The organism is Marinobacterium arenosum, assembly GCF_019795155.1.
In the GTDB taxonomy this organism is placed as follows: domain Bacteria; phylum Pseudomonadota; class Gammaproteobacteria; order Pseudomonadales; family Balneatricaceae; genus Marinobacterium_C; species Marinobacterium_C arenosum.
In genome coordinates this window covers 20,611-45,230 of record NZ_JAILYN010000006.1, presented here as the reverse complement: position 1 = coordinate 45,230, position 24,620 = coordinate 20,611, and the positions used below count along the sequence as shown (strand labels likewise).

Here is a 24,620-nt window from a genome sequence, read left to right as displayed (position 1 = left end):
GGGCGGCCTGTTTTTGAAAGCAGCGCTCAACTTTCCTCGTTCTGCTGCAGCGCTTCCCTGATCTGGTTGATCACCTTGGTCGGCAGCCGGCGCAGGGTGATGGTCTGGCTGGCCTCGTCGAACTCGATCTCCTTGTTGGAGTTCATCTCGCCCAGCGAACGCTTGGCGAAATCCAGCTGCCAGTTGTCGGCCTTGGCCTTCATTTTGGCGAACCGGTTAAGGGTGCTGGTGTGGGGCTGGAACTCCTGGCTCACCTGGTAGGGCTCGCCGTTGGCAAACTTGCTGAAGGTGCCGCTGACCTGTTCCACTTTCTCGTCCGGGATATAGGCGTCGAACAACTGCTCGATCTCCGGCAGGCTGGCGTGCTGCTTCTCCGAGCGCTGCCGCTCCAGGTAGCTGACCACATCCTCGACCACCTGCTCCTTCTGCTCGTACAGTTCATGCTCGTTGCAGAAATCGCGTGCCGCGCGGATCAGTTCACCGGTGGATTTACGCGACGGAGTCACGTCGGTGCAGCCGAACGCGGCCGAGAAGTATTGGGTGATTTCCCCTTTCTGCTTGCTGCCGATAAAACTCAGGTAGCTGTCGCGGCCTTTCTGGAAGCTGGTCAGGTTGACCCGTGCCGCCTGGTGCAGCTGCTCCAGGTTGACCTCCATCACCTCGGTCGGATTCAGGTTGGCGTCCAGCGCGATGCCGGCCTTGTCGCGTACCAGCGCCACCAGCAGGTAGTCGTAACGCTCGTCACCGTACTGGGTGAAGATCACGTAGCCGCCACTGGCGGCGATGGCTGCCGGTGCGCTGATCGCGCTGACCAGCTGGGCCATGCCGATATCGGTCAGCTGCTGAAAGTCCTCCGCCTGGATGCCGCTCTGCAGGTAATGTTCGAAGGCGGAGATAAACGGGTAGTCGGCCTCGTTTTCCAGGTTGAACGAGCCGTGGGTCAGCGAGCTGCGCCGGGCGAAGGCGGCGATCAGCCCTTCGAACAGTTGTTGGGCCATCGCCGAGTGGACGTCGATCAGACCGCCCCGATCGCTGACTTCGGCGTGGCTGTCGTCGGCTTCCTTGATCAGTTCGCGAATGACCAGATGTTTCAGCTTCAAGTCCATGGCAGTGCTCCCGAGGGTGAGAATCAGGCCGCGATTGTAAGTCAATTCCGCCGGCCTGGCAGCCTTCGGATGCCGAGTGCGCCAGGGGTTGCGCCGCGCGCCGGGATCGGTATACTCGGTGACTCTGTACAAACTGTTACAGCAAACAACATCAAGAGAAGGGCTGACGTCCTCGCCAACCTGCCGACCTGGGCAAGGTGGTTGCTGCCAAGCAGCGATGTGGTCGATACCGGCAACTATTCAGGTTATCCCCGCAGTTACGTCAGCTCTCATAACCGTTATGGGAGCGTCTCATGTTTGAAGCACACACATTCTCTTTTCAGGATGCCGGGCTGGACGGAAGTGCCGTGCCGGTCGAAACCTCAGTGCCCGTGGGCGACGCCGAGCTGCCCGATGCGATTCAACTGATCCACCGCGATTACCGCTGCCCGCTCTATGTCTGGTTTGCCGAGGGCAAACGCAAGGACCGGCAGCGCCAGCCGCAGCCGGTCTGGTTCATCTATGTCGAGTATCGCCGTGGCGACGGCAGCCGGGCCAGTCGGGTGCTGGAGCGGCCGCGCACGGGGCCGTTGCCGGCGGCGCTGTGGCACGAACTGGCGACCCTGCCGCTGGCCGATATCTCGCCGGCGCAGTGCCGGGCCAATCCGGTACGGCGCGCGCAGGGCTAATCGCCTATAATCGGCGCTTCGTTTAATTCCCGATAGCCAGCGAATCACAGCGGAGCGCCCATGGCCCTGAAACCCACCATCTACAAGATCGACCTGAACCTGGCCGATATGGACCGCCATGTCTACGAGACCCTCAGGTTGACGGTGGCCCAGCATCCCTCGGAAACCCTGCAGCGGATGATGGTGCGGGTGCTGGTGTATGCGCTGAATTACGATGCCGAGCTGTCCTTTACCAAGGGGCTGTCGAGCCAGGACGAGCCGGATCTGTGGCATTGCACCGCCGACGGCCGGATCGCCCAGTGGATCGAATTGGGCCAGGCGACGCCGGAGCGGATGCGCAAGGCGATCAGCCGGGCCGAGCAGGTTCTGCTGTACGCTTACGGCAGCGAAACCGATATCTGGTGGCAGAAAAACCGGCAGTCGCTCGGTTCCTTGCCTAAACTTTCCGTTAAGCGTTTTGACTGGCTTCAGGTCGAGCAGCTGGATCGTTTTGTTTCGCGCACCATGGCGCTATCCATTTCGATCAGCGATGGCGAGCTCTACCTCAGTGGCGATGCGGACCCGTTGAGTTTGACGTTGGAATCGCTGCAGTAACAACAGGTCCGTAGGCAGCATGGAAACCCCGGAAATGAAGTCCGGCTCAGAAACGCAGGCGCGCGGTACCGAACCGCAGGTGTAGCACGGACAACCGGGAGAGTAGCCATGGCACACCATTGTGAACACTGCATTCGTTTGATTGAGTCCAGCTTTGCATCGGAGCCCCATGCCGAGCTTGAACTGCTGTTGGAAGTGGGGCAGGACAGGGTCTATCGGTGCCGCAGTTGCGGTTCGCTGTTCGAATTTGACGACCGGGGGATCTATCTATTGCCGGGGTCGGCGTTGAAATCCCTGGAATCGCAGGCTGAACGCCAGACATAAACTTGCGCCGCTCGACGCGATCATCGACAGGGGGCTGGGCCCCCTTTTTTGTCGGTCCGTCCCGCCCGGTGAACACATATGGCCAGGGCCACCGGGTTTTTTGCCTGTAACTTCACGCCCTGCCTTTTCGCCTACCGAAATTGTCCATCCGGCCCGCGCCCGGCTGTTTCTGTCAGTCGGCCGGCCAGTAATCAGTTGTTACCGGGCTGTGCTATACGCTGCGCTGGGTGACGACCTGATTCAGGTCATACCAGTTGTCGATTTTCTGTATGTTGCACCTGCACAAAGATGCGACTTTGGTTGTAAAATTGCGCCATCTGAGCCCCCCTTGTCAGGGTAGGCCAGCGACCGAAGTTGAGAGAACCTGCCGAGTGGCGGCGTTGGGGGGGATCCATTGAGCACCAAGTACCTGAAACGTTTCTTCAAGCCCGAATCCATCGCGGTGTTTGGCGCTTCCGAGCGCGACAACAGCATGGGTGGAGTGGTGTTGCTGAACCTGCTGGAGGGGGGCTATGCCGGCCGGCTGATGGCGGTCAACTCGCAGGGCTACGAACAGGTGCACGGCGTCAAATGCTACAAAGCCGTTCAGGATCTGCCGGAGATGCCGGACCTGGCGATCATCTGTTCGCCGCCGGCTACGGTGCCGGATATCATCCGCAAACTGGGTGCCAATATGGTCAAGGCGGCGATGATACTGTCCGGCGGTTTGTCCCGTCCCGACAGCGCCACCGACCGCTCGCTGCGCGAAGAGGTGCGCGAGGCGGCCCATCCCTATGGTATCCGCATTCTCGGCCCGGACTGCATGGGGATGCTGGTACCGGGCCACAACATGAATGCCAGCTATTCGCACGTCAATATCGGTAAGGGCAAGGTGGCCTACATTGGCCAGTCCGGCCTGCTGGGCACGGCGATGATCGACTGGGCCAACGGCCAGGAGATCGGTTTCTCCCACTTCCTGACACTGGGCGAAGGGGTCGATGTCGACCTGCCGTCGGTGATCGACTACCTGGCACAGGACCCCTATACCCAGGCGATCCTGCTGCAGATGGACCGGATTGTCGGCCGGGCGCGGGATTTCATCTCGGCGGTACGGGCAGCCTCGCGCAACAAGTTGGTGCTGGTACTGAAATCCGGCATCATCGGCGACTACGAGCTGAAGCAGCCGCTGGCGCCGGGGGTATCCGATGAGAACCAGGTCTATGATGCGGCCTTGCGAAGGGCCGGTGCGGTGCGGGTGGAAACCTCCGATCAGCTCTACAACGCGCTGGAAACCCTGTCGCGGATGAAACCGCTGCGCGGCGAGCGGCTGGCGATCGTCTGCAACGGCATGGGGCCGGCGGCGCTGGCGGCGGACCGGTTGATGAGGCGGCAGGGGCAGCTGGCCGAACTGACCGAAGAAACCCTCGCCGCGCTGAGCGAAGTGCTGCCGGAGCACTGGGATCGCTGTAACCCGATCGATCTGCACGCCGATGCGAGACCGGAGAGGTTTGCCGAAGCGGTCCGGCTGTTGAGCAAGGACAAGAACGTCGATGCGGTGCTGGTGATCCACGCCCCGACCCGGCTGGCACCGGCGGTCGAGACCGCCGATGCGGTAATCACGGTAGCGCGCAACACGCCGCGCAATATCCTGACCAGTTGGATGGGCCGGGCTACGGCGATCGAGGCGCGTAACCATTTCAATGCCGCCGGGGTCACCACCTTTATTACCCCGGAAGAGGCGGTCGACGCCTTCATGTATATGGTGGATTACCACCGCAACCAGGCGGTGATGCGCCAGACGCCGCCGCCGTACCAGGACAATCACGACGACAACCTGCACCAGGCGCGGGAGCTGATCGCCAATGCGGCCGAGCAGCAGCGCGACTTCCTGACCCATTCGGAGGCCAGCCAACTGCTGACGCTGTTCGACATCCCGCTGGTCAACAACGGCTATGCCAGCACGGTCGACGAGGTGGCCGAGGTGGCGGAGCAGCTGGGCGGCTCGGTGGCGGTCAAGGCGCTGCACCGGCACAACGTCTATCCGTTCAGCTACGATGACCGCGGTAACCTGCGTTGGCAGGACCTGGCCTATGATCTCTATTCCGGCAGCGAGGTGCAGCACGCGGTGCGCCAACTGGATGCCCGGGTAGCCGAGCGGATGGCGGATGCCAGCCACCGGATGGGTTATTTCGTGCAGGAGATGAAGCGTGGCTTCCAGTCGATGCAGATGAGCGTCGGTATCACCCGTGATCCTGCCTTCGGCCCGTTGATCCTGTTCGGCAGCGGTGGGTTCACCGTCGACGTGCTGGCCGACCGTCACTTCATGCTGCCCCCGATGAACCTGGCGCTGGCCAAGGAGCTGGTCAAGCGATCGCGGATCAGCCGGATCATCGCCGAGAACAGCTATCAGCCGGAGCGGGATATCGAGCAGATCGCCGAGTTGCTGGTGAAACTGTCCGAAATGGTGGTCGATCTGCCGGAACTTAAAGGGTTGGAGATCAACCCGCTACTGCTCAACAAGAGCGGTATCCTGGCGCTGGATATCGCAGTGTCGATCGGCAGTCCGGCCCAGCCGGCGATCTCTCCCTATCCTGAGCACCTGAGCGAACAGATCCGCCTGCGCCGCTCCGGCCGGCCGGCCGTGGTGCGGGCGATCCGCGGCGAGGACGAACCCAACCACCTGGAGTTCTACAACCAGCTCAGCCCGGAATCGATCCGGCTGCGCTACTTCTACAGCCGTGGTGTGCCGACCCATATGGAGCTGGCCAACTGGACCCAGATCGACTATGACCGTGAGATGGCGTTCATCGTCTCGGCGCCGCGCCAGGACCGCGACGGCGAAGAGACGCTCGGTGTGGTGCGGGCGGTGACCGATGCCGACAACATCCGCAGCGAGTTCTCGGTGGTGATCCGCGATGACTTGCAGGGCGAGGGGCTCGGTGTGGTGCTGATGCAGAAAATCATCGATTACTGCAAGGCGCGTGGCACCTTGCAGATCTATGGCTCGACCCTGCCATCCAATAAAGGGATGCAGGGGCTGGCGAAGAAGCTCGGCTTCAAGAACAGCTACAACATGGAAGAAGATGTGGTCGATATGAAGATGATGCTGAACGAGCCGAGCGAGGATTGGCAGATCTACCGCTTGCAGCACTGAGCGGCGGGCTCGAGCTGGCGGCGCGCATGGTCGCGGGCAAGGAGGCGAGCGGCCTGACGCCAGTATATTTGTTTAAATGCTCGTTCAGAAATACTCCATTTCTAATGATTGTGCAGCGAGATGGATTTCTATAGCCTGATCGGTTTTCAACCAATGCACGCAGCAAGGACCGTCCGTGAGCTCAGCGATACCGATTGTCATCTGTGATGATTCCCGTCTGGCGCGCCGCCAGATGACGCAGGCACTGCAGGGGTGGAACGTCGAGGTGACCCACGCCGAGCACGGTCTCGAGGCTTTGCAGGCGATCCGTCAGGGCAGGGCCGATCTGCTGTTCCTCGATCTGAATATGCCGATCATGGACGGCTACGAGGTGCTGGAGCGGATCCGCCGTGACGACCTGCAGGCCATGGTGATCGTGGTGTCGGGCGATATTCAGCCGGAAGCGCATGACCGGGTGATGGCGCTGGGGGCATTGGCGTTCATCAAGAAGCCGACCTCGCCGCAGGAGGTCTCCGACGTGTTGCGCCGGTTCGGCCTGCTCAGTGAACTGCAGCAGCCGCAGGCGCTGGCCGCCGACCGGCCGGAGGACTTGCCGGAGTACTATCAGGAGATCGCCAACGTGGCGATGGGGCGGGCCGGTGACCTGTTGGCCCGGCTGCTCAACGTGTTCGTGACGCTGCCGATTCCGGAGGTGAGATTCGTCACCTGGGAGGAGCTCAATGGCCAGCTGCACGAGGCCGCCGAGCAGCAGATCCACACCGTCTGCCAGGGCTTCGTCGGGCTGGGGATCGCCGGCGAAGCGCTGCTGCTGTTCCGCGATTCCAACTTCGAGGCGTTGGCGCGGCTGCTGAGGGCTGATCCGGCCGAGGATAGCAGCCTGCAGGCCGAATTGTTGATGGAGATGGCCAATACCCTGATTGCGGCCTTCCTTGGCAGCCTGGAACAGCAGCTGGATATGAGTTTCGGCCGTGCCTCGCCGATCCTGCTGAGCGACTTTGACGGCCTGGCCGGTGGCGATAACCAATGGCAACGGGCGCTGTCGATCACGATCCGCTACGAGATCAAGCAGTACGATATCCAGTGCGAGCTGATGCTGGTGTTCACCGAAGATTCAACCTGTCAGTTGGAGCAGATGGCGGCCTATTTCTGATGACTACACTGAATGAATCCCAGGCGATCGAGGAGCTGCACTGGCAGCTGGGGCTGCTGCAGACATTGGATGTCGGGCTGCTGGTGTTGGATCGCCAGTACAATGTGCAGCTCTGGAACAGTTTCATGGAGCACCACTCCGGGGTGGTGGCATCCGATACCCGTGGCCGCAACCTGTTCAATGTGATCGCCAACCTGCCCGTCGACTGGCTTAAGCGCAAGCTCGATGCGGTTTTCATGCTGAAGAATCCGGCCTACATCTCCTGGGAGCAGCGCCCCTACCTGTTCCGTTTCAAGAGTTACCGGCCGATCACCGGCGGGGCGGCCCATATGTACCAGAATGTGTCGCTGATCCCGCTACGCTCGCCCAGTGGCGAGGTCAACCATATCGGCATTCTGGTCTATGACGTGACCGATATCGCGCTCGGCAAGCTGCAGTTGCAGCAGGCCAACGCCCAGCTCAAGGCGCTCAGTCGCCAGGATGGCCTGACCGGCCTCTATAACCGGGCCTACTGGGAGCAGTGCCTGGATCTGGAGTTCAGCCGCTTTGCCCGCCGGCAGGTGGCCAGCAGCTTGGTGCTGCTGGATATCGACCATTTCAAGGCGATCAACGACAACTATGGCCACCCGGCCGGCGACGAAGTGATCCGCCAACTGGCCGCGTTGCTGACCCGGTTGGCGCGCCGCACCGATATCGTCGGGCGTTACGGCGGCGAGGAGTTCGGGGTGCTGCTGGTCGACACCGGCAGTGTCAACGCCGAGATCTACTGCGAACGGCTGCGCCGTGCCGCCGAGGCGCTGGAGGTCGAGCATGGCGGTCAGCGGATCAGCTTTACCATCAGCCTGGGGGTGGCGGAGCTGACTTCCGAGGCCTGCGGCCCTGCCGAGTGGATCGAACAGGCCGACCGGGCACTGTACCGCTCCAAGCAGGCCGGCCGTAACCGTTTCACGGTCTACGGCCTGGAGTAATCCGCAGCGCCCCGGTAAGATGGCCAGCATCGTGGCTGATCGGCCTCTGAAGTATGCCCGTCGCCCGTCGCCAGTTTTTTACTTGCCGCGTTATCAGGACCACCCCGCTCGATGAACAAGCAGAAAAGGCATGAGATTTTTTCCCGTCTGCGGGAGCAGAACCCCAATCCGACTACCGAACTGGAATACGACAATCCGTTCGAGCTGCTGATCGCCGTCATTCTGTCGGCCCAGGCCACCGATGTCGGTGTCAACAAGGCGACCCGCCAGCTGTTTCCGGTCGCCAACACGCCGGAGGCGATCCTGGAGCTGGGTGTCGAGGGGCTGAAGGAGTACATCAAGACCATCGGCCTGTTCAATTCGAAAGCGGAGAACGTGATCAAGGCCTGCCGGATGCTGGTCGAGCTGCACGACTCCGAGGTGCCGGATAACCGGACAGCGCTGGAAGCGCTACCGGGGGTGGGACGCAAGACCGCTAACGTGGTGCTCAATACCGCTTTCGGCCATCCGACCATGGCGGTCGACACGCATATCTACCGGGTCTCGAACCGGACCCGTATCGCACCGGGCAAGAACGTCAACGAAGTCGAACAGAAGCTGCTGCGGTTCGTGCCCAAGGAGTTCCTGCAGGATGCGCACCACTGGCTGATCCTGCATGGCCGCTACGTCTGCACCGCTCGCAAGCCCCGTTGTGGCGCCTGTATCATCGAAGATTTGTGCGAATTCAAGGAAAAAACCGAGTACCTTGACGATTGAAAAAAGAAGCAAAAAAATTTCTTTGTTTCCCTTGCAAAATGGGTATATAGTTTTTCCTGCTATTGTTTTTGAAGCCGTGCAAGACGCGCTAGATCGTTCTGTTAGAACCGCTTTCTGCTGCTTTCTGCCTTCTTCGGATTCATGACGCGGGAAACCATTGCCGGGTGACAGATGCCAGGCGATGGCTAAATTTTACTTAGATTGAGATCGACAAACATGTCCGAAAAAATGACCGGAACCGTTAAGTGGTTCAACGACGAGAAAGGTTATGGCTTTATCGAGCGCGAAGGCGGTAAAGACCTGTTCGTTCACTTCCGCTCCATCGTTAGCAATGGCCCGGGTCGTCGTACCCTGCACGAAGGCCAGGCTGTGAGCTTCGTGGAAGTGATGGGCCAGAAAGGTCCGCAGGCTGACGAGGTTTCTCCTCTGTAAGCCAAACCGCTTGGCGGATTCGATAAAGCAGGCAGTTTGCCTGCTTTTTTATTGCCTGCGATCTGCCTGATACCCTTCGCAATTGGTTCCCTGCCTGAACTTCCTTCCTTTTCGCCCACTGATGGTCATCGATGGCCCATCCGGCCAGCTCCTGTAGCAGTCAGCTTAAGTGGCTTCGGTGTTACCCCTCAAGACGCTTATGACGATCGCATGCCTGCTCCAGTCGAGTGATTCGGGCCTGGAAAGTTATCCCCTGATTCTGTGGATAAAATTGGTGATAACGGCTGGGCAGATCGCTACAGGCGGCATCATTGCAATATTCTGTACATTTTGGTGAAAAAGTAGCCGAATGGCTAATCTTTAATCAAAACAAACAGTTAGCGTTGTCAATAGGTCATGGGGTGCGGGTTTGCCTACCTTATGCACAGAGGAGCGCCGGCTGTCAGGCCGGATGTGGATGAGCGTTGTTTGAGCGACCTGTCAGGGGCCGTTTTCTATTTCAGAAATGGTGGGCGCTACAAGGCAAGTGAGCACTCCGGAACCGGCGGGGCTGGCTGTTTGAATTGCTGTTTTTCGGTTGGCGGCCGACCAATGATTTGATTGATCCCGGTCAGTGGAACTTCGCTGCATCTTCACGGCTATTCCAACGTTGTCCGTAGCAGATTGGCTGTTGGTCTATTGGGCTGTTAATTGCTTGAATCGATCCCATAACCGTGGTTCTCAGAGGGGGGGGATCAGGGGAAGGGGGAGCAAGCATCGGCCGGAGCGATGAGCGCGTAATTACTGACATTACCGCTAATGACGCACAACTGGTAGGGGGGCGGTTCGCCCCGTTTATTCAAAGCGCGGCGCGCAGGCTGTTGTAGAACACCTCCAGCGCGGCGTTGACCGCTTTTTGGGCAGAGGTCTTGGCCATGATCTGAGCGGTCAGCAGTTCGGCTTCCAGAACCCGCTTTTCCCGTGCCAGTTCGGCTGCGAGGGTCGCCTCGTCGATGACGCCCTCCAGGCGGGCTTTGGCCAGATCCTTGAGGCTCTCCTTTTCGTTGTCGAGCAGTTGCTCGGCGTAGCCAGCGAAGTTCGGCAGGTCGTCCTTTACCGCCTGTCGGGCGGCCTCGGCCATCTCCTTGAATAGGCTGTCGAAATCGATCGTCATCGGTGCACTCCTTGGTCAGTTCCCTGTGTCTGGTTAGTCGGTTTGTTTGGCCTGCTCGCCGCGGGCCATTGCGGTAAAGATGCGGATGAACTGCTGGCGGTGGCGCTTGGCCAGGAAGTCGCTGAAGCTGTCTTTCAATTTGTGATCGGCGCGGTCCTGCTGCCAGAGTTCGAGCGCGATCGCAGTCTGGCGGGTCGATTCCCGGTTGAACGGCCGGATGTCATTGCGCATTTGCAGCATCCGCAGGTCGGACTCGATCTCGTTGTAGCTGTCGGCGAACTGGACGTACTGGCGCTGCTCGACCGGTGTCTCCAGCAGCCAGCCCCAGAACAGGTCGACCTTGCGGGCGACCTCGATGATCTGTTCCTGAACCGTGGCGTCATAGGGCGCAACGAACCGGGCTGAGCAGCCGCTGGCAACCAGCAGCATCAGTATCAGCAGCGGGGCGGCAACAATACGCAGCGGGGCGGTCATCGGTAACTCCTTTTATTCTGTCCCGGGGCGCCGGCGCGTGCCGGCCTGTATCCGTTCGATAGTAGTGCGCTTTGGCGGCGGATGCACCGCTGTTAAGACCAATGGCTCAGTGGCAACACTCCCAGCAGATGGCTGAGGCCGAACCCGGCGCAGATCAGCGAGCTCCAGATCATGAATGGGGTGCGGAACAGTGGCACGACGGGTGCCAGCAGTAGCGGATAGAGAGCGCGGATCAGGTAGATGGCGGTGATCAGTTGCACGATTGGCAGCATCCAGGGCAGCGGCGGCAGCAGGCCGGCTAGCGCCAGGCAGTAGCATCCCCAGCCGGCCAGTACCGCGGCGATCATCAGCGTCAGCAGGGCGGGCCAGGGATTGCCACGTTCCGCCAACTGGGCCATGTGCTCGCCGGCACCGAAGAAACGGTACCAGGCGGGGCCGCCCAGAATCACCGCCAGGTGCAGCAGCGCGGCGAGAAAGTTCAGCGTGGCGGCCAGGATCAGTGCAGTCATATCGATCTCCTTTCGATAATTTTTTATCGCTATCCAGATTAGTGGTCGCGGTTGGTCAAGGTCTGGCGCAACAGCTGGTTCATCGCCTGCCACTGGTCGCCGTCGATCAGGTGGCCGAGTTGCTGGACACCGACGAAATGGGCATAGGCCAATTTGGCGATCAGTTCAGTTTGGCTTGGGTCCGGTAGCTGCGGGCCGATCAACCGGCACAGGTAGTCGACCCGCTGGCGATCGACCTCGGCCACTCGATCAGCCACCAGGGGCTCGTACTGGCTCCAGCCGCGAATTGCCCGCTCCGGGCCGCTGTCGGCAGCACAGGCCAGCAGATCGAGCGCACCGCTGCGGGCCTCAAGCGGGCCGATATCGTCCACTTCGGCGATGATCTGCTCGGTGTTGATCCGCTGCCAGTGGTCCAGCAAGGCGTCTATATAGTCGGCGCGGTTGCCAAAGTGGTGGTAGAAGGAGCCCTTGGTGACCTGAAGGTGGCGGCAGAGCCGATCGATCTTCAGGTGCTCCGGGCCGTGCGTTGTCAGTATCTCGAGGCCGCGTACCAGCCAGTTATCGCGTGTCCGTTTCATAAGGCATACCATACGGTATGGTATGCATTTTGAGAATAGCGGACGGATAATTTATCTCCACTACGATTGCCGACCTCTTGGTGCGGCGAACAGCGGCTCATACTCGCCCTGGCTACGAGAATTATTCGAATTTGGCCAGCCAGATCTTCAGCAACTGGTTCAGCTGTTGCTGCTGTGCCGGGCTGAGCGGGCTGGCGAGCTGCTGTTCATGGGCGACATGCTGCGGCAGGGCGTCGTCGATCGTTTGGCGACCTTGCTCGGTCAGTTGCACTTCGATACTGCGGCGGTCGGTGGCCGAGTGGTGCCGCTCGATCAGGCCGGCCTGTTCCAGCTTGTCCAGCCGATTGGTCATCGCGCCGGAGGTAAGCATCGAAGCTTGGTACAGCTCGGTGGGGGTCAGCCGGTAGGGTGGGCCGCTACGTCTCAGGGTTGCCAGCACGTCGAAGTCGAAGCGTGACAAGCCGAGCGATTTATGGTGCTCCCAGATCCGGTTGGCCAGGTGATTTTGTAATCGGGCCAGGCGACCGAACAGCGCCATGGTTTCGGCATCCAGCTCGGGGCGTTGCTCGGCCCACTGGTCGACCAAGAGATCAAGTGTGTCTTTCTTCATCGATAAATCTTTAAGTTATTTTTCTTGATATAAAGATACACAGGTATATCATTATGTAAAGTATCTTTATGAAAAGATAAATGCGAAAGGGATCGCCTGATGACTCTGTTTCTGTTTACCGCATTGGCGCCGGTTCTCTGGGGGAGCACCTATATGCTCACCAGTCTCTATCTGCCGGCGGATACTCCGCTCTGGGTGGCCACCTTTCGGGCGTTGCCGGTCGGCGTGCTGATGGTGCTGCTGGCGATGAAGCCGCTGCCGAAGGGCTGGTACCGACGGATGCTGCTACTTGGCGGCATCAATATCAGCGCCTTCTTTGCGTTGCTGTTCGTCGCGGCCTATCGGTTGCCGGGTGGTGTGGCCGCTACATTGTTGGCAACCCTGCCGCTGCTGGCGCTGCTGTTCCAGTGGTTGGCGCAGGGGCAGCGTCATCAGCCGCTGCAGTGGCTGGCGGCGCTGGTCGGCCTGCTTGGCGTCGCGGTGCTGGTATTGAGCCCGGCGGCCCAACTGGACCTGCTGGGGATCGCCGCCGCGTTCGGCGCCTGCCTGATGGTGCTGAGTGGCACCCTGCTGATCCAGCGCTGGGGCGTGCCGATCGGCTTGATCCCCTTTACCGGCTGGCAGTTGCTGCTGGGCGGACTGTTGCTGCTGCCGCTGGCGTACTGGGCGGAAGGTCTGCCGCCGGCGCTGAATGAAACCCACCTGGCCGGTCTGCTCTGGCTGGGGTTGGTCAATACCGCGCTGGGCTACCTGATCTGGTTCCGTGGCGTGTCCGGGCTGGCGACCAACCAGTTGGCATTCCTGTCATTACTGAGCCCGGTGACCGCGGTAGTGCTCGGCGTCGGCTGGGTGGGCGAAACCCTGAGCGGCTGGCAGTGGCTGGCGGTGGCGGTGATTCTGCTGAGCCTGCCGCTGGTACAGTTCAGTAGCCGAAAGCGGGTCGCCGAACCGGCCTGATGGCACCGCAAATCGAGGAACTCTGCTAGGCTCTCAGTTGATCAGGGGACGAAAGGAGGATATCGCTATGGTTTACAGGACGACAGAGAAGATCTGCGGCTACCACGCCCACGTTTATTTCGACGAACAGCAATATGACCAGGCACAGGCGCTGTGCGAGGCGGCCGCCGAACGGTTCGATCTGGTGATGGGGCGGATGCACCGCGAACCCGTCGGGCCGCATCCGACCGGCAGTTGCCAGTTGGCGTTCGGGCCGGCCGTATTTGCCGAGCTGGTGCCCTGGCTGGCGCTGAATCACGGCGAACTGACGGTGCTGATTCATACCTGCACCGGCGATGACCTGCCCGATCACCGCGACCATGCGCTCTGGCTTGGCAAGCAGTGGCCGCTGAACCTGGCGGCGTTGCAGTCCTAAGGCTCATTTTTCTTTTGCAGACAGCGGCTGCTCAGACGAATTTCAGTGGCTCCGTGTTCTGCAGATTTTCGGCATGAAAGGCCTGCCAGGCTTTCTCCACCTGACGGCATTCGGCCTGCAACCAGCGGCGGAACTGCTGTACCTTCGGTCGTTTCATATAGCTGGGCGGCGCCACCAGGTAGTAGGAAAACGGCGTCGGCAGATAACCGGCCAGCGGGCAGATCAACAGGCCACGCTCAATCAATCCATAGACCAGGCTGAATCGCAGCAAAGCCAGCCCCTGGCCGCTTAGCACCGCTTCGGTCAACAGGGTGGCATCGGACACCAGCAAGCGGCGGGAGCGTTGCCCGCTCAAACCCGGTAGTCGGCCGTCGAAGCTGCGTAGTATCGGTTCCAGATCCTCCGAATCGTCGATCAACAGCGGTAGTGCGGACAGCTGTTCGTTGACCTCCTGGCTCCCATCGAGCAGATGGGGGCTGCACAACGGCACCAGATAGTCGTCCATCAGCCGTTCGCTGTGCAGGCCGGAGTAGTTTCCCTGGCCGAAGCGGATCGCCAGGTCTACCTCCGGGGTGGCGAACCGTTCCAGCGTATTGCCGGGCATAACCCGTACACTAAGCTCGGGCGCCAGTTCGTTGAAACGGCCCAGCTTAGGTACCAACCAGCGCGAAGCGAAGGAGGGCAGGGTGCTGACGGTCAGCTGGTTGGGCTCCGGGTCCGACTGCAGGCTGTTGACACCGGCCTCGAACGCCTCGAAGCCGCGCTGCACATAGGGCAGTAGCTGTTCGCCGCTGCAGGTTAGCCGGATCTCCCGGTTCAGACGGACAAACAGCGGCTCGCCCAGATGCTCCTCCAGCGTGCGGATCTGCTGGCTGATCGCCGCCTGGGTGACGTGCAGCTGTTCGGCGGCCGCCTTGAAACTGCCCAGCTCGGCGGCGGAGCGGAATACCCGCAAGGCATTCAGTGGGGGGAGGCGTGTGTTCATTGCGCTTAATTAAAACTTAATTCGGTGCAAGGATTGTCGTTTGTCAGTATACCGCTCAGAGCCAACAATTCATCTGTAATTTACAGTGAGAAAGAGGGCTCTATCATGAATCGATACTCGTACAATGAAACTAAATCTAATTCGAATGGCAGCCATTCCCTAACCCGGCGCCTCGCCTGCTGGTACCGCAACTGGCATGGCCGTCGACTGCTGCAGCAGTTGGATGCCTCTGCTTTACATGATATTGGCGTCAGTCGGGCCGATGCGTTGCAGGAGGGGGGCAAACCTTTCTGGCGTTGCTAACCCTGCAACGCTTGCCTGCAGACTCTGATCTCTAATATTATGTAACTAGTTACGTAATTGGTTGTGTAGTTGGGTGCGATAATTTAATGGATCAGATGCAGAGCTTTGGCAGCCTGTCGCTGGGCAGCCGCTTGCGGCGGTTGTCCGACCGGCTGGTGGCCGATGTGGTCGAGATCTACCAGGCGCAGGGGGTGGAGCTGAATCCGACCTTCTTCCCGCTGTTCAACCTGCTCTACCGGCAGGGAGCGATGTCGGTTACCGAGGCGGCCGAACTGCTGGGCGTCAGCCATCCGGCGATCAGCAAGATCGCCCGCAAGATGTTGTCCGAACAGTGGCTCAGCAAGACCACCGACCCGACCGACGAGCGCCGCCAACTGCTGGCGTTGAGCGAGCGCAGCCATCAGCTGTTGGAGCGTATCAAACCGATCTGGCAGCAGATCCAGTCGCACCTGGATCAACTGATGGCGCAACAGCGCCATCCATTGCTGGCGGCGCTGGATGAGTTCGAGCTGAAAGTTGAACAGCAGGGCTTCAAGGTGCCGGTATTGGCGGCGCTGGCCGATGTACAGCCTTGTGGCGAGGTCGAGATCATCGGCTGGGACAGCCGGCTGCGCGATCATTTCCGCGATCTCAATCTGGACTGGCTGGAGCGTTATTTCAACGGTGAGCTCACCGAGCAGGATCAGCAGGCGCTGTATAACCCCGAAGGCTACTACCTGGCCCGTGGCGGCTATATCTGGTTCGCCCGTTCGGAGGGCCGCATCGTTGGCTGCTGTGCGCTGGCTCGGCATGGCGAGCAGCGGTTCGAGATCTCCAAGATGGGGGTCGACGACGGCTGCCAGGGGCAGGGCGTCGGGCGGCGGCTGATGCTGGCGGCACTGGCCAAGGCGCGCGAGCTGGGTGCCCGCGAAGTCTACCTGGAAAGCGCCACCAAGCTGGAGCGGGCGATCAACCTGTACCGCAACCTGGGCTTTCGGGCGGTGCCTCATCCGGATGGCCAGTCGATCTACCCCCGTTCCGATATCTATATGACGCTGACCCTGTAAGCGGAAAGCGATCCCGGGTACGGATTTTTTAACTAGTAGAAAAATGGGCAGGAGAAACTGATGTCCAGTAGCGATCATCCCCAGGTGGCGGGACGCCGCCACGAGTTCGTCGCCGGTGCCAAGGCGACCATCCCGTTGATTGTCGGCGCGATTCCGTTCGGCATTTTGTTCGGAACCCTGGCCGAGCCGAGTGGGCTGTCGGCGCTGGGTGCACTGGCGATGTCGTTGATCGTGTTTGCCGGTGCCAGCCAGTTCATCGCGCTGGGGCTGCTGGCTGCCGGTGCCGCCTTGCCGGTGATCGTTGCCACCACCCTGGTGGTCAACCTGCGTCACCTGCTGTACGCCGCCAACCTGGTACCCAAAGTGCGCCACCTGCCGCAACGCTGGCGGATGCTGATGGCGTTCGGGCTGACCGACGAGACCTTCGCCGCGGTCAGCAACCGTTACCTGCAGCAGCAGGACACCAGCCAGGCGCACTGGTTCTATCTCGGCTCCTTCCTGGCGATGTACGGCAACTGGGTGCTCTGTACCGCGTTGGGCGTCGGCTTGGGTGAGCTGTTTCCGGACATGACCAGTTGGGGGTTGGATTTCGCGATGTCGGTGACCTTTATCGGCATGGTGGTGCCCTACCTGCGCAATACTCCGATGTGGGCGGCGGTGATCGTTGCCGGCGCGATGGCGATCGCCACGGCCACGATGCCGCATAAGCTGGGGCTGATGGTGGCGGCGCTGAGCGGTATCGCGGTGGGGCTGTCGCTGCATCTGCTGAAGCAGCGTGGTGCGGATAATGGTGAGGTCGAAGCGGTGGAGACTGTCGAGGAGGCACGGGGATGAACGAAGCGGCTTTGATTGTGGGGATGTTCCTGGCGACCTTCAGTGTGCGTTATATGCTGTTCGCGGTGGCCGGCCGGGTGCATTTTCCGGCCTGGCTCAGCACCGCGCTGGGCTTCGTGCCACCGGCGGTACTGACCGCGATTATCGTGCCGGCGGTGCTGATGCCGCAGGGCGAGCTCTGGCTCAGCCCGACCAACCCCTGGTTGCTGGCGGCGCTGGTGGCGGTGCTGGTGGCGCTGGTTCGGCGCGACCTGCTGACCACCATCGTCGGCGGCATGGCGGCGTTTATGCTGCTGCGGTTTGGTTTCGGGCTTTAATCGTTTTTTATGGTTTTTTTGCGGTCTGAGTAGGCACACCGTAGGGCGCCATCTGTCGCTGCGGATTGGTTTTATCGCCGGCCCGGTCGCCCACAGAGTGGGCTGCTACGAAGTGTAATACCCCGTAGCAGCGGGCTCCGACCGCGACCCACGGTGGTATTGCAGAACTCGGCGGCCTGTCGCCCTCGGAGCGGGCTGCTACGAAGCACGGGCCTTGTAGGGCGCCACCCGAGGCGCCACCGCCGCAGGCGGTGCTGACTGCGATCATCGTGCCGGCGGTGCTGATGCCGCAGGGCGAGCTCTGGCTCAGCCCGACCAACCCCTGGCTGCTGGCGGCATTGGTGCTGGTGGCGCTGGTTCGGCGCGATCTGCTGACCACCATCGTCGGCGGGATGGCGGCGTTTATGCTGCTGCGGTTTGGTTTCGGTTTTTAATGTTTTTTTATGGTTTTTTACGGTCTGAGTAGGCACACCGTAGGGCGCCATCTGTCGCAGCGGATTGGTTTTATCGCCGGCCCGGTCGCCCACAGAGTGGGCTGCTACGAAGTGTAATACCCCGTAGCAGCGGGCTCCGACCGCGACCCACGGCGGTATTGCAGAACTCGGCGGCCTGTCGCCCTCGGAGCGGGCTGCTACGAAGCACGGGCCTTGTAGGGCGCCACCCGAGGCGCCAGGAATATCTAACACTGTCGAACTCAGCTGCCCTGCTCCATGGTTGCGGCTAAAACGCCGCAACCGATCAGCGCCGCGCCCGAGGCGTTCTTGATGGCCAGTTTACTGCGCCGGCCGGCGATGAAGCTGCCTACGGATACCGCGAACAGGGCGTAGCCGCACAGGATCACAAACACGATTAGCAGGAACAGTGGGCCGAGCAATAGCAGCTGGCTGGCGATACTCTGCTGAGGGTCCAGAAACTGCGGAAAGAAGGCCACGAAGAAGCCGATGATCTTCGGGTTCAGCAAGGTGGTCGCCAGTCCCTGCAGAAATGCATGGCGGCGAGGGGCCGCGACCGGTTGGTTGTGATCGGTTTCATTGCGTTCATCCGGCTGCGGCAGGAAAGCCAGTTGCTTTATCCCCAGATAAACCAAAAAACATACGCCGGCCCATTTCAGTATCGAAAAAGCCATCGCCGAGCTGTACAGCAGGGTGCCGATGCCGGACAGGGTCAGCACCAGCAGCAGCGCGTCGGCCACCACCACCCCGAGGGCGGTCTGCACCCCCGATAACAGGCCGCGCTGGGCGGCATTCAGCATCACGATGATCATCGATGGGCCGGGCATCAGCGTTACCACGCAACTGGCGATCACAAAACTCAGCAGCACTCTCTGTTCCTCCATCCAGCGATTCCGTTAGCGCAGCAGGCCCAGGTTGCCGGTCAGCCGGTTGACCAGTTTTTTCGGGCCATAGAGCGCGATGCCCTGGTATTCCAGCTGGTCGGTCGGGGTGGCCTGTATCTGCGCCTGGTACTCCTGATAGCTGCGGCTGGTCCGGGTGGCGCTGGCCAGGTCGATCACCATCAACTCCGGTTCGTATTGCCGGGCCGATTCACGCATCTGTTTGACCGATTCGGCGCAGCCCTTGAGCACCGGCACCGGCAGGGTGGTGATGCCCCGGTGGGGTCGTCCCTCGCCGTCATGGAAATCGTCACCGACGATCTCCGGCGACAGTTTGCCGACACTCAGCGACAGCACCGCGGCGGTGTTGGCGATAATGCCAGCCGGCAGCGTCTGGTCGATCACGATCACGTATTTCTGTTCGGACATTTCTATTTACTCTGTTCAGCGGTTGGGGCGGTAAAACGGCGCTGATCGGAGACCAGGCCATGCAGAGACTATAGGTCGAACGCTATTCGGTGATAAGCTGGGTTAATCTGAATTAACTGTTCGGCTGGGTGCTTTAATGATTGGTGTCTTTAATGATTGACGAGCTTAGATCGATGGCGATCTTCGCCAAAACCGTGGAGGCGGGCTCTTTCCGAGGTGCCGCCCGCGAGTTGGGGTTGTCGCCGTCGGTGGTCAGCCACCATGTTGCCCAACTGGAGACGCGGCTGGGCGTGGCGCTGCTGTACCGCTCGACCCGACGGCTGTCGCTGACCCATGACGGTGAGCGGCTGTTCGAATCCGCCAAGACGGTGCTGGCCGCCGCCGAGCAGGGGCTGAACGCGATGGCACAGAATTCCGCCGAGCCGGCTGGCCGGTTGTCCATCACGGTGCCGGCGATGCTGGCGCGTGGTTCCTTGGTCGGCGATATCGCCGCCTTTGCCAGGCAGTACCCGAAGGTGGCGCTGACGATCAGTTTCAGCGATACCCAGCAGGACCTGGTACGCGACGGCATCGACCTGGCGATCCGCATTGGCCGCCTGAGCGACAGTGGGTTGAAGGCCCGCAAGCTGTTCGATCTCGAACGCAGCCTGGTGGTGGCGCCCGGCTATGTGGCACAGCGGTCGGCGGTGACGGAACCGGCGGAGCTGGCCGGGTGGGACTGGATCGGCCTGCTGATGCGGCCCGATTGCAAGGTGCTGGTTAACGGGGACGGTGACAGCCAGCGGATCGACTTCCAGCCGCGAATCCGGGTCGACAGTCTGGAGGCGGTCTGTCAGTTGGCGGTCGCCGGGCTGGGGCTGGCGTCGCCGCCGACCTTCCTGATCGAACCGGAGCTGCGCAGCGGCCGGTTGGTCGAGGCGCTGCCGGGCTGGACCGTCGAGTCGCTGGGTGTCTATGCGGTCTGGCCGCCGAATGCGGCGCGGGAGAGCCTGACCCACCGGTTGATCCGTTTCCTGTTGGCGCGGTAGCGGTGTATCCCGATGGGGCTGTGCTGCCGAGTCACTGTCAGCTGGAAACTGTTCACTGGTAACTGACAATAAAAAAGACCGCCCGAAGGCGGCCAGGAGTTTGCTCATTGATGGAAACGCCCAAAGGCGGCAGGTTGATGAGCGCGTCAGTCCATTGATCCGATCTCTACGGTCTTGTCGTTGATCCGTACCGGCCAGGTGGTCAGGCCGACCTCCGGCTGCTCCAGGCAGGCACCGTCCTGCAGCCGGTAATGCTGTTTGTAGAGCGGCGAGGCGACCATCGGTTCGCCCTTCAGGTCGCCGATCAGGCCACGGGCGATCACGTTGGCGCCCGACACCGGGTCGTGGTTGCTGACCGCGTACAGCGGACGCGGCTGGTCCGGCAGGTAGAACAGCGCGATCTGCTGGCCGTCGATCAGCGCGGCGACGCCGGAGTGGGGCACCAGGTCGTCCAGCGCGCAGAGTTGTTTCCATTTCAGGTCGAGTTTGGCATTCATAGTCGAGTCTCCTTGGCTATCGGACGATCAGGCGGGGCGCAGCTGGCCACGCTCCTGTACCATGACGATCTGCGGGTCGGCGGCATCGTCGTTGACGAAGGTGCGGAACCGCTTCAATTTTTCCGGGTCTTCCAGGGTGGCTTTCCACTCGCACTCGTAGCGGCTGACGATGTGGGCCATCTGCGCTTCCAGCTCTTCGCCGAGGCCGAGCTTGTCGTCGATCACCACTTCGCGCAGGTAGTCGAGGCCGCCCTCCAGGTTCTCCATCCACACCGAGGTGCGCTGCAGCCGGTCGGCGGTCTTGATGTAGAACATCAGCACCCGGTCGATGTACTTGATCAGCGTTTCGTCATCCAGGTCGGTGGCGAACAGGTCGGCGTGGCGCGGCCGCATGCCGCCGTTGCCGCAGACGTAGAGGTTCCAGCCGTTCTCGGTGGCGATCACGCCGATATCCTTGCTCTGCGCCTCGGCGCACTCGCGGGTGCAGCCGGATACCGCGAACTTGATCTTGTGCGGCGCGCGCAGACCCTTGTAGCGGTGCTCGATCTGGATCGCCATGCCGACCGAGTCCTGCACCCCGTAGCGGCACCAGGTGCTGCCGACGCAGGATTTCACGGTACGCATCGACTTGCCGTAGGCGTGGCCGGTCTCGAAGCCGGCGTCGATCAGCTTCTGCCAGATCTCCGGCAGCTGGTGCAGCTGGGCACCGAACAGGTCGATCCGCTGGCCGCCGGTGACCTTGGTGTAGAGGCCGTATTCCTTGGCGACTTCGCCCAGCACGATCAGCTTGTCCGGCGTGATCTCGCCACCCGGCACCCGCGGCACGATGGAGTAGGTGCCGTTCTTCTGCATATTGGCCATGAAGGTGTCGTTGGTGTCCTGCAGGCTGACATGCTGCGGCTCCATGATGTGATCGTTCCAGCAGGAGGCGAGGATCGATGCGGCGACCGGCTTGCAGATATCGCAGCCCAGCCCCTTACCGTGCTTGCTCAGCAGCTCGCGGAAACTGCGAATGCCCTCGATCCGGACGATGTGGTACAGCTCCTCGCGGGTGTGAGCGAAGTGCTCGCAGAGGTCGGTGTTGACCTCCACGCCGCGTTTTTCCAGCTCGTTGTCGACCACCGACTTCAGCAACGCGGTACAGCCGCCGCAGCCGGTCGAGGCCTTGGTGGCGTCCTTGACGCCGGCCAGGTCGATGGCGCCGCTGTCGATGGCGCAGCAGACCTGGCCCTTGCTGACGTTCAGGCAGGAACAGAGGGTGGCGCTGTCCGGCAGGGCGTCGGGGCCCAGCGTCGGCGCGCCGGCGCCGCTGCTCTCCGGCAGGATCAGGCTGGCCGGGTCGGCCGGCAGTTCGATGCCGTTCAGCGCGTACTGCAGCAGGGTGTCGTAGCGGCTGTTGTCGCCGACCAGCACCGCGCCGAGCAGCTGCTTGCCGTCTGCCGATACCACGATGCGGCGGTAAACTTCGGCGGCATCGTCGCTGTAGCGGTAGCTCAAGGCGCCCGGCGTGTGGCCCTGGGCGTCGCCGATCGAGCCGACATCGACGCCCAGCAGTTTCAATTTGGTGCTCATGTCGGCGCCGAGGAACTGCTCGTCGCCATCGGCCAGGTGGGAGGCCACTGTTTTGGCCATGCTGTAACCGGGGGCCACCAGGCCGAAGATGCGGCCGTTCCACAGCGCGCACTCGCCGATCGCGTAGATATCCTGGTCGGAGGTCTGGCAGCTGCTGTTGACCACGATGCCGCCGCGCTCGCCGATCTCCAGGCCGCTCTGGCGGGCCAGCTCGTCCTGCGGCCGGATACCGGCGGAGAACAGGATCAGGTCGGTCTCCAGCGCCTCGCCGTCGGCGAAGTTCATGCGGTGGACATGGCTTTCGCCGTCGTCGATCAGCTGGGTGTTCTTGCCGGTGTGTACCTGCACGCCCAGCCCCTCGATCTTGCGACGCAGCAGCGCGCCGCCGTCCTCGTCCAGCTGCACCGCCATCAGACGCGGTGCGAACTCCACCACGTGGGTCTCCAGGCCCAGGTCGGTCAACGCCTTGGCCGCTTCCAGACCGAGCAGACCGCCGCCAACCACCACGCCGACCTTGGCGTTCTCGGCGCTGGCACTGATCGCTTCCAGGTCCTCGATGGTGCGGTAGACCAGGCAGTGCTCGCGGTCATGGCCCGGCACCGGCGGCACGAACGGGTAGGAGCCGGTGGCCAGCACCAGCTTGTCGTAAGTGATCAGCTCGCCATGCTGGGAGGTGACGGTCTTGCGCTCGCGGTCGATGCCGACCACCTTGTCGCCGAGCCGCACGTTCAGCCCCCACTGCCGGTACAGCTCCGGCTTGCCCATCGCCAGGTCGTCGGCGCTGGCGCCGGAGAAGTAGCTGCTCAGGTGGACCCGGTCGTAGGCCAGTCGCGGCTCCTCGCAGAAAACGGTGATCTCGTAACTATCGCTGTGGCCGCGTTCCACCAGGGTTTCCAGGAAATGGTGGCCGACCATGCCGTTGCCGATCACTACCAGTTTTGTCTTGCTCATAGGGTTGCTCCTGTCGGGCGGGTGGTCGCCGGGATATTGTTGTTATGGATCGGCGAGAATGACTCTGAAGAGACCGCCACCGGTTCGGATACCGGTGCAGCGGTCGAAAAACGTGCCGCCTGCTGGCGGGCGAACTCGACGCCGAACATCAGCCACGGGCGCAATTCCTCGACATCGGCCTGCTGTTCGATCAGTTCGAAATACTGGTTGCCGTCGGCCACGTCGCCGTACAGCACGGCGCCGACCAGTCGGCGGCCGTGAAACAGCAGCTTGCGGTAGTGGCCCAGCTCCGGGTCGCGATAGACCTGGCTGTCGTACTCCGGTCGGCTGATGAATTCGCCGGCCGAGAACAGGTCGATGCCGGACACCTTCAACTTGGTGGCGGTCGGGCGTACTCGGTAGGGGGCGCCGTTGAAGCCGCACAGCTGGTCGGCCAATACCCGGGTCTGGTCCCAGATCGGTGCCACCAGGCCGAAGGTCTGGCCGTCGAACTGGCAGCATTCGCCCAGCGCGTAGATCGCCGGATCGCTGCTCTGCAGCTGTTCGTCGACCAGGATGCCGCGCTCGCAGGCGAGCCCTGCGCGGCGCGCCAGGCCGGCGTTGGGGCTGATGCCGATGGCGATCACCACCAGCTGTACATTGAGCGTGCTGCCGTCATTCAGATGCACGGCGGCGATGCGGTCGTTGCCGATAAAGCGCTCGGCTTCGGCATCCAGGCGCAGGTCGATGCCGCGGCCTTTCAGTTCATCGGCCAGCAGACCGGCCGCCGCTTCGTCCAGCTGGCGGTTCAGCAGCCACTCGCCGCGGTGCAATACCGTGACGTCGCAACCGCTCTGGCGCAGTCCGTAGGCCGCTTCCAGTCCCAGCAGGCCGCCGCCGATCACCAGCGCATGGCGGCAGTGCTCGGCGGCCTGTTTAATGGCTGCCACATCGCCCAGCGTACGGAAGCTCAGCACGCCCTCCAGGTCGTTCGGCGTACCGGCCGGCAGCAGCGGTGAGGAACCGGTGGCGATCACCAGCTTGTCGTAGTTCAGGCAACGGCCGGAGGCGCTGAATACCTGCTGGCTGGCGCGGTCGATCTCGACCACCGGATCGCCGCTGTACAGCTCGATGCCATGCTTGGCATACCAGTCGAGCGGGTTCAGCATGATCTCGTCGGCGCTCATCTCGCCGGCCAGCACCGGCGATAGCATGATGCGGTTATAGTTGCCGTGCGGCTCGTCGCCGAACAGGCTGATCCGGTAGCGGTCGGCGTCACGCTCGAGAATCTCCCCCAGCAGGCGGCCGGCGGCCATGCCGTTGCCGATGATGATCAGATGTTCTTTTGCCATGGGTCTGTTCCCGCCTGTCTTGAATTCGCTTGCTGACAAACAAAAAAGGCGCTCAACAGCTACCCCGGGTGAGGGAGGGGTAGGAGTTGAACGCCTTTGTTCGAACTTGCTTGTCGATCTCTCTAAAGCAGATGGCGTGCCATTTTTTTTATTTCTTTTATTAACAA

The 24,620-nt window shown here is 61.6% G+C and carries 28 protein-coding genes and 1 riboswitch; of the genes, 16 read left to right on the top strand and 12 right to left on the bottom strand.

The window, feature by feature from the left end; genetic code table 11:
- Positions 1 to 26 precede the first annotated feature (26 nt).
- Positions 27 to 1,106: a nucleoid-associated protein gene (locus tag K6T12_RS04315; RefSeq protein ID WP_255611534.1), complete on the bottom strand. Its 1,080-nt coding sequence runs from the start codon at positions 1,104 to 1,106 to the stop codon at positions 27 to 29.
- 143 nt (positions 1,107 to 1,249) lie between these two features.
- Positions 1,250 to 1,356: riboswitch (SAM-I-IV-variant riboswitch) on the top strand.
- A gap of 43 nt (positions 1,357 to 1,399) precedes the next feature.
- On the opposite strand from K6T12_RS04315, the gene K6T12_RS04310 reads away from it, so the two are divergent.
- The 8 genes from K6T12_RS04310 to K6T12_RS04275 all read left to right on the top strand — a co-directional run bounded on the left by K6T12_RS04310 (position 1,400) and on the right by K6T12_RS04275 (position 9,131).
- A complete protein-coding gene (locus K6T12_RS04310) occupies positions 1,400 to 1,774 on the top strand; it encodes a hypothetical protein (RefSeq protein WP_222219823.1) in 375 nt (124 codons plus the stop codon).
- A gap of 60 nt (positions 1,775 to 1,834) precedes the next feature.
- A complete protein-coding gene (locus K6T12_RS04305) occupies positions 1,835 to 2,368 on the top strand; it encodes a YaeQ family protein (protein WP_222219821.1) in 534 nt (177 codons plus the stop codon).
- Between the two features lie 108 nt (positions 2,369 to 2,476).
- Complete coding sequence (locus K6T12_RS04300) at positions 2,477 to 2,692, top strand: hypothetical protein (RefSeq protein WP_222219819.1); 216 nt, start codon at positions 2,477 to 2,479, stop codon at positions 2,690 to 2,692.
- A 394-nt stretch (positions 2,693 to 3,086) separates the two neighbouring features.
- On the top strand, positions 3,087 to 5,825 hold the full coding sequence (locus tag K6T12_RS04295; RefSeq protein ID WP_222219818.1) for a bifunctional acetate--CoA ligase family protein/GNAT family N-acetyltransferase: 2,739 nt from the start codon (positions 3,087 to 3,089) through the stop codon (positions 5,823 to 5,825).
- A 175-nt stretch (positions 5,826 to 6,000) separates the two neighbouring features.
- Positions 6,001 to 6,975, top strand: coding sequence for a response regulator (locus K6T12_RS04290; protein ID WP_315853561.1), 975 nt, complete (start codon positions 6,001 to 6,003; stop codon positions 6,973 to 6,975).
- Positions 6,975 to 7,943: a GGDEF domain-containing protein gene (locus K6T12_RS04285; protein WP_222219816.1), complete on the top strand. Its 969-nt coding sequence runs from the start codon at positions 6,975 to 6,977 to the stop codon at positions 7,941 to 7,943. The genes K6T12_RS04290 and K6T12_RS04285 overlap by 1 nt, the downstream gene beginning before the upstream one ends.
- Positions 7,944 to 8,054: 111 nt before the next feature.
- Positions 8,055 to 8,699 (top strand): endonuclease III, encoded by a 645-nt coding sequence (nth, locus tag K6T12_RS04280; protein WP_222219814.1) that lies wholly within the window; start codon positions 8,055 to 8,057, stop codon positions 8,697 to 8,699.
- A 216-nt stretch (positions 8,700 to 8,915) separates the two neighbouring features.
- Positions 8,916 to 9,131 carry a cold-shock protein gene (locus K6T12_RS04275; protein WP_222219812.1) on the top strand — a complete coding sequence of 72 codons (216 nt, stop codon included), beginning with the start codon at positions 8,916 to 8,918 and terminating at the stop codon, positions 9,129 to 9,131.
- Between the two features lie 838 nt (positions 9,132 to 9,969).
- Here the strand turns inward: K6T12_RS04275 and K6T12_RS04270 are convergent.
- The 5 genes from K6T12_RS04270 to K6T12_RS04250 all read right to left on the bottom strand — a co-directional run bounded on the left by K6T12_RS04270 (position 9,970) and on the right by K6T12_RS04250 (position 12,455).
- Positions 9,970 to 10,284 carry a hypothetical protein gene (locus K6T12_RS04270; protein WP_222219810.1) on the bottom strand — a complete coding sequence of 105 codons (315 nt, stop codon included), beginning with the start codon at positions 10,282 to 10,284 and terminating at the stop codon, positions 9,970 to 9,972.
- A 33-nt stretch (positions 10,285 to 10,317) separates the two neighbouring features.
- A complete protein-coding gene (locus K6T12_RS04265) occupies positions 10,318 to 10,758 on the bottom strand; it encodes a hypothetical protein (RefSeq protein ID WP_222219808.1) in 441 nt (146 codons plus the stop codon).
- A 92-nt stretch (positions 10,759 to 10,850) separates the two neighbouring features.
- Positions 10,851 to 11,267, bottom strand: coding sequence for a hypothetical protein (locus tag K6T12_RS04260; RefSeq protein ID WP_222219806.1), 417 nt, complete (start codon positions 11,265 to 11,267; stop codon positions 10,851 to 10,853).
- Positions 11,268 to 11,305: 38 nt separating this feature from the next.
- Complete coding sequence (locus K6T12_RS04255; protein WP_222219804.1) at positions 11,306 to 11,845, bottom strand: TetR/AcrR family transcriptional regulator; 540 nt, start codon at positions 11,843 to 11,845, stop codon at positions 11,306 to 11,308.
- A 121-nt stretch (positions 11,846 to 11,966) separates the two neighbouring features.
- On the bottom strand, positions 11,967 to 12,455 hold the full coding sequence (locus K6T12_RS04250) for a MarR family winged helix-turn-helix transcriptional regulator (RefSeq protein WP_222219802.1): 489 nt from the start codon (positions 12,453 to 12,455) through the stop codon (positions 11,967 to 11,969).
- 99 nt (positions 12,456 to 12,554) lie between these two features.
- On the opposite strand from K6T12_RS04250, the gene K6T12_RS04245 reads away from it, so the two are divergent.
- Both K6T12_RS04245 and K6T12_RS04240 read left to right on the top strand, forming a co-directional pair.
- Complete coding sequence (locus K6T12_RS04245; RefSeq protein ID WP_222219800.1) at positions 12,555 to 13,412, top strand: EamA family transporter; 858 nt, start codon at positions 12,555 to 12,557, stop codon at positions 13,410 to 13,412.
- A gap of 67 nt (positions 13,413 to 13,479) precedes the next feature.
- A complete protein-coding gene (locus K6T12_RS04240) occupies positions 13,480 to 13,827 on the top strand; it encodes a DOPA 4,5-dioxygenase family protein (protein ID WP_222219798.1) in 348 nt (115 codons plus the stop codon).
- 31 nt (positions 13,828 to 13,858) lie between these two features.
- Here the strand turns inward: K6T12_RS04240 and K6T12_RS04235 are convergent, their stop codons facing one another.
- Complete coding sequence (locus tag K6T12_RS04235; RefSeq protein ID WP_222219796.1) at positions 13,859 to 14,812, bottom strand: LysR substrate-binding domain-containing protein; 954 nt, start codon at positions 14,810 to 14,812, stop codon at positions 13,859 to 13,861.
- Between the two features lie 105 nt (positions 14,813 to 14,917).
- On the opposite strand from K6T12_RS04235, the gene K6T12_RS04230 reads away from it, so the two are divergent.
- The 5 genes from K6T12_RS04230 (at position 14,918) to K6T12_RS04210 (ending at position 17,746) form a co-directional block, all read left to right on the top strand.
- The gene (locus tag K6T12_RS04230) at positions 14,918 to 15,115 is read left to right on the top strand and encodes a DUF1127 domain-containing protein (protein WP_222219794.1); all 198 of its coding nucleotides are present in this window, start codon (positions 14,918 to 14,920) and stop codon (positions 15,113 to 15,115) included.
- 86 nt (positions 15,116 to 15,201) lie between these two features.
- Entirely contained in the window at positions 15,202 to 16,161 is a 960-nt protein-coding gene (locus K6T12_RS04225; protein ID WP_222219792.1) for a bifunctional helix-turn-helix transcriptional regulator/GNAT family N-acetyltransferase, read from the top strand.
- Between the two features lie 60 nt (positions 16,162 to 16,221).
- On the top strand, positions 16,222 to 16,995 hold the full coding sequence (locus K6T12_RS04220) for an AzlC family ABC transporter permease (protein WP_222219790.1): 774 nt from the start codon (positions 16,222 to 16,224) through the stop codon (positions 16,993 to 16,995).
- On the top strand, positions 16,992 to 17,312 hold the full coding sequence (locus K6T12_RS04215) for an AzlD domain-containing protein (protein WP_222219788.1): 321 nt from the start codon (positions 16,992 to 16,994) through the stop codon (positions 17,310 to 17,312). The genes K6T12_RS04220 and K6T12_RS04215 overlap by 4 nt, the downstream gene beginning before the upstream one ends.
- 251 nt (positions 17,313 to 17,563) lie before the next feature.
- On the top strand, positions 17,564 to 17,746 hold the full coding sequence (locus K6T12_RS04210; RefSeq protein WP_315853560.1) for an AzlD domain-containing protein: 183 nt from the start codon (positions 17,564 to 17,566) through the stop codon (positions 17,744 to 17,746).
- A gap of 260 nt (positions 17,747 to 18,006) precedes the next feature.
- Here K6T12_RS04210 and K6T12_RS04205 read toward each other — a convergent pair whose 3' ends face one another.
- Together K6T12_RS04205 and K6T12_RS04200 are read right to left on the bottom strand one after the other, a co-directional pair.
- Positions 18,007 to 18,648: a LysE family translocator gene (locus K6T12_RS04205; protein ID WP_255611532.1), complete on the bottom strand. Its 642-nt coding sequence runs from the start codon at positions 18,646 to 18,648 to the stop codon at positions 18,007 to 18,009.
- A gap of 12 nt (positions 18,649 to 18,660) precedes the next feature.
- A complete protein-coding gene (locus K6T12_RS04200) occupies positions 18,661 to 19,074 on the bottom strand; it encodes a DUF2000 domain-containing protein (protein ID WP_222219786.1) in 414 nt (137 codons plus the stop codon).
- A 152-nt stretch (positions 19,075 to 19,226) separates the two neighbouring features.
- Here K6T12_RS04200 and K6T12_RS04195 point away from each other — a divergent pair, with 152 nt between their 5' ends.
- Positions 19,227 to 20,102, top strand: a complete 876-nt coding sequence (locus K6T12_RS04195) for a LysR family transcriptional regulator (protein ID WP_222219784.1) — start codon at positions 19,227 to 19,229, stop codon at positions 20,100 to 20,102.
- 146 nt (positions 20,103 to 20,248) lie between these two features.
- On the opposite strand, the gene nirD is transcribed toward K6T12_RS04195, so the two are convergent.
- Genes nirD through K6T12_RS04180 form a run of 3 tightly spaced genes read right to left on the bottom strand, consistent with a single transcriptional unit; the run spans position 20,249 to position 24,453 of the window.
- On the bottom strand, positions 20,249 to 20,599 hold the full coding sequence (nirD, locus tag K6T12_RS04190) for a nitrite reductase small subunit NirD (protein WP_222219782.1): 351 nt from the start codon (positions 20,597 to 20,599) through the stop codon (positions 20,249 to 20,251).
- Between the two features lie 27 nt (positions 20,600 to 20,626).
- A complete protein-coding gene (gene nirB, locus K6T12_RS04185; protein ID WP_222219780.1) occupies positions 20,627 to 23,122 on the bottom strand; it encodes a nitrite reductase large subunit NirB in 2,496 nt (831 codons plus the stop codon).
- The gene (locus tag K6T12_RS04180; protein WP_222219778.1) at positions 23,119 to 24,453 is read right to left on the bottom strand and encodes an NAD(P)/FAD-dependent oxidoreductase; all 1,335 of its coding nucleotides are present in this window, start codon (positions 24,451 to 24,453) and stop codon (positions 23,119 to 23,121) included. Before K6T12_RS04180 ends, nirB begins: the two co-directional genes overlap by 4 nt.
- Positions 24,454 to 24,620 lie beyond the last annotated feature (167 nt).

What these genes read in the sequence shown, in the direction of transcription:
- K6T12_RS04315 (WP_255611534.1), bottom strand. Translation starts at nt 1,106, where the DNA reads ATGGACTTGAAGCTGAAACATCTGGTCATTCGCGAACTGATCAAGGAA.
- K6T12_RS04310 (WP_222219823.1), top strand. Translation starts at nt 1,400, where the DNA reads ATGTTTGAAGCACACACATTCTCTTTTCAGGATGCCGGGCTGGACGGA.
- K6T12_RS04305 (WP_222219821.1), top strand. Translation starts at nt 1,835, where the DNA reads ATGGCCCTGAAACCCACCATCTACAAGATCGACCTGAACCTGGCCGAT.
- K6T12_RS04300 (WP_222219819.1), top strand. Translation starts at nt 2,477, where the DNA reads ATGGCACACCATTGTGAACACTGCATTCGTTTGATTGAGTCCAGCTTT.
- K6T12_RS04285 (WP_222219816.1), top strand. Translation starts at nt 6,975, where the DNA reads ATGACTACACTGAATGAATCCCAGGCGATCGAGGAGCTGCACTGGCAG.
- nth (WP_222219814.1), top strand. Translation starts at nt 8,055, where the DNA reads ATGAACAAGCAGAAAAGGCATGAGATTTTTTCCCGTCTGCGGGAGCAG.
- K6T12_RS04275 (WP_222219812.1), top strand. Translation starts at nt 8,916, where the DNA reads ATGTCCGAAAAAATGACCGGAACCGTTAAGTGGTTCAACGACGAGAAA.
- K6T12_RS04270 (WP_222219810.1), bottom strand. Translation starts at nt 10,284, where the DNA reads ATGACGATCGATTTCGACAGCCTATTCAAGGAGATGGCCGAGGCCGCC.
- K6T12_RS04265 (WP_222219808.1), bottom strand. Translation starts at nt 10,758, where the DNA reads ATGACCGCCCCGCTGCGTATTGTTGCCGCCCCGCTGCTGATACTGATG.
- K6T12_RS04260 (WP_222219806.1), bottom strand. Translation starts at nt 11,267, where the DNA reads ATGACTGCACTGATCCTGGCCGCCACGCTGAACTTTCTCGCCGCGCTG.
- K6T12_RS04255 (WP_222219804.1), bottom strand. Translation starts at nt 11,845, where the DNA reads ATGAAACGGACACGCGATAACTGGCTGGTACGCGGCCTCGAGATACTG.
- K6T12_RS04250 (WP_222219802.1), bottom strand. Translation starts at nt 12,455, where the DNA reads ATGAAGAAAGACACACTTGATCTCTTGGTCGACCAGTGGGCCGAGCAA.
- K6T12_RS04245 (WP_222219800.1), top strand. Translation starts at nt 12,555, where the DNA reads ATGACTCTGTTTCTGTTTACCGCATTGGCGCCGGTTCTCTGGGGGAGC.
- K6T12_RS04240 (WP_222219798.1), top strand. Translation starts at nt 13,480, where the DNA reads ATGGTTTACAGGACGACAGAGAAGATCTGCGGCTACCACGCCCACGTT.
- K6T12_RS04235 (WP_222219796.1), bottom strand. Translation starts at nt 14,812, where the DNA reads ATGAACACACGCCTCCCCCCACTGAATGCCTTGCGGGTATTCCGCTCC.
- K6T12_RS04230 (WP_222219794.1), top strand. Translation starts at nt 14,918, where the DNA reads ATGAATCGATACTCGTACAATGAAACTAAATCTAATTCGAATGGCAGC.
- K6T12_RS04225 (WP_222219792.1), top strand. Translation starts at nt 15,202, where the DNA reads ATGGATCAGATGCAGAGCTTTGGCAGCCTGTCGCTGGGCAGCCGCTTG.
- K6T12_RS04220 (WP_222219790.1), top strand. Translation starts at nt 16,222, where the DNA reads ATGTCCAGTAGCGATCATCCCCAGGTGGCGGGACGCCGCCACGAGTTC.
- K6T12_RS04215 (WP_222219788.1), top strand. Translation starts at nt 16,992, where the DNA reads ATGAACGAAGCGGCTTTGATTGTGGGGATGTTCCTGGCGACCTTCAGT.
- K6T12_RS04205 (WP_255611532.1), bottom strand. Translation starts at nt 18,648, where the DNA reads ATGGAGGAACAGAGAGTGCTGCTGAGTTTTGTGATCGCCAGTTGCGTG.
- K6T12_RS04200 (WP_222219786.1), bottom strand. Translation starts at nt 19,074, where the DNA reads ATGTCCGAACAGAAATACGTGATCGTGATCGACCAGACGCTGCCGGCT.
- K6T12_RS04195 (WP_222219784.1), top strand. Translation starts at nt 19,227, where the DNA reads ATGATTGACGAGCTTAGATCGATGGCGATCTTCGCCAAAACCGTGGAG.
- nirD (WP_222219782.1), bottom strand. Translation starts at nt 20,599, where the DNA reads ATGAATGCCAAACTCGACCTGAAATGGAAACAACTCTGCGCGCTGGAC.
- nirB (WP_222219780.1), bottom strand. Translation starts at nt 23,122, where the DNA reads ATGAGCAAGACAAAACTGGTAGTGATCGGCAACGGCATGGTCGGCCAC.
- K6T12_RS04180 (WP_222219778.1), bottom strand. Translation starts at nt 24,453, where the DNA reads ATGGCAAAAGAACATCTGATCATCATCGGCAACGGCATGGCCGCCGGC.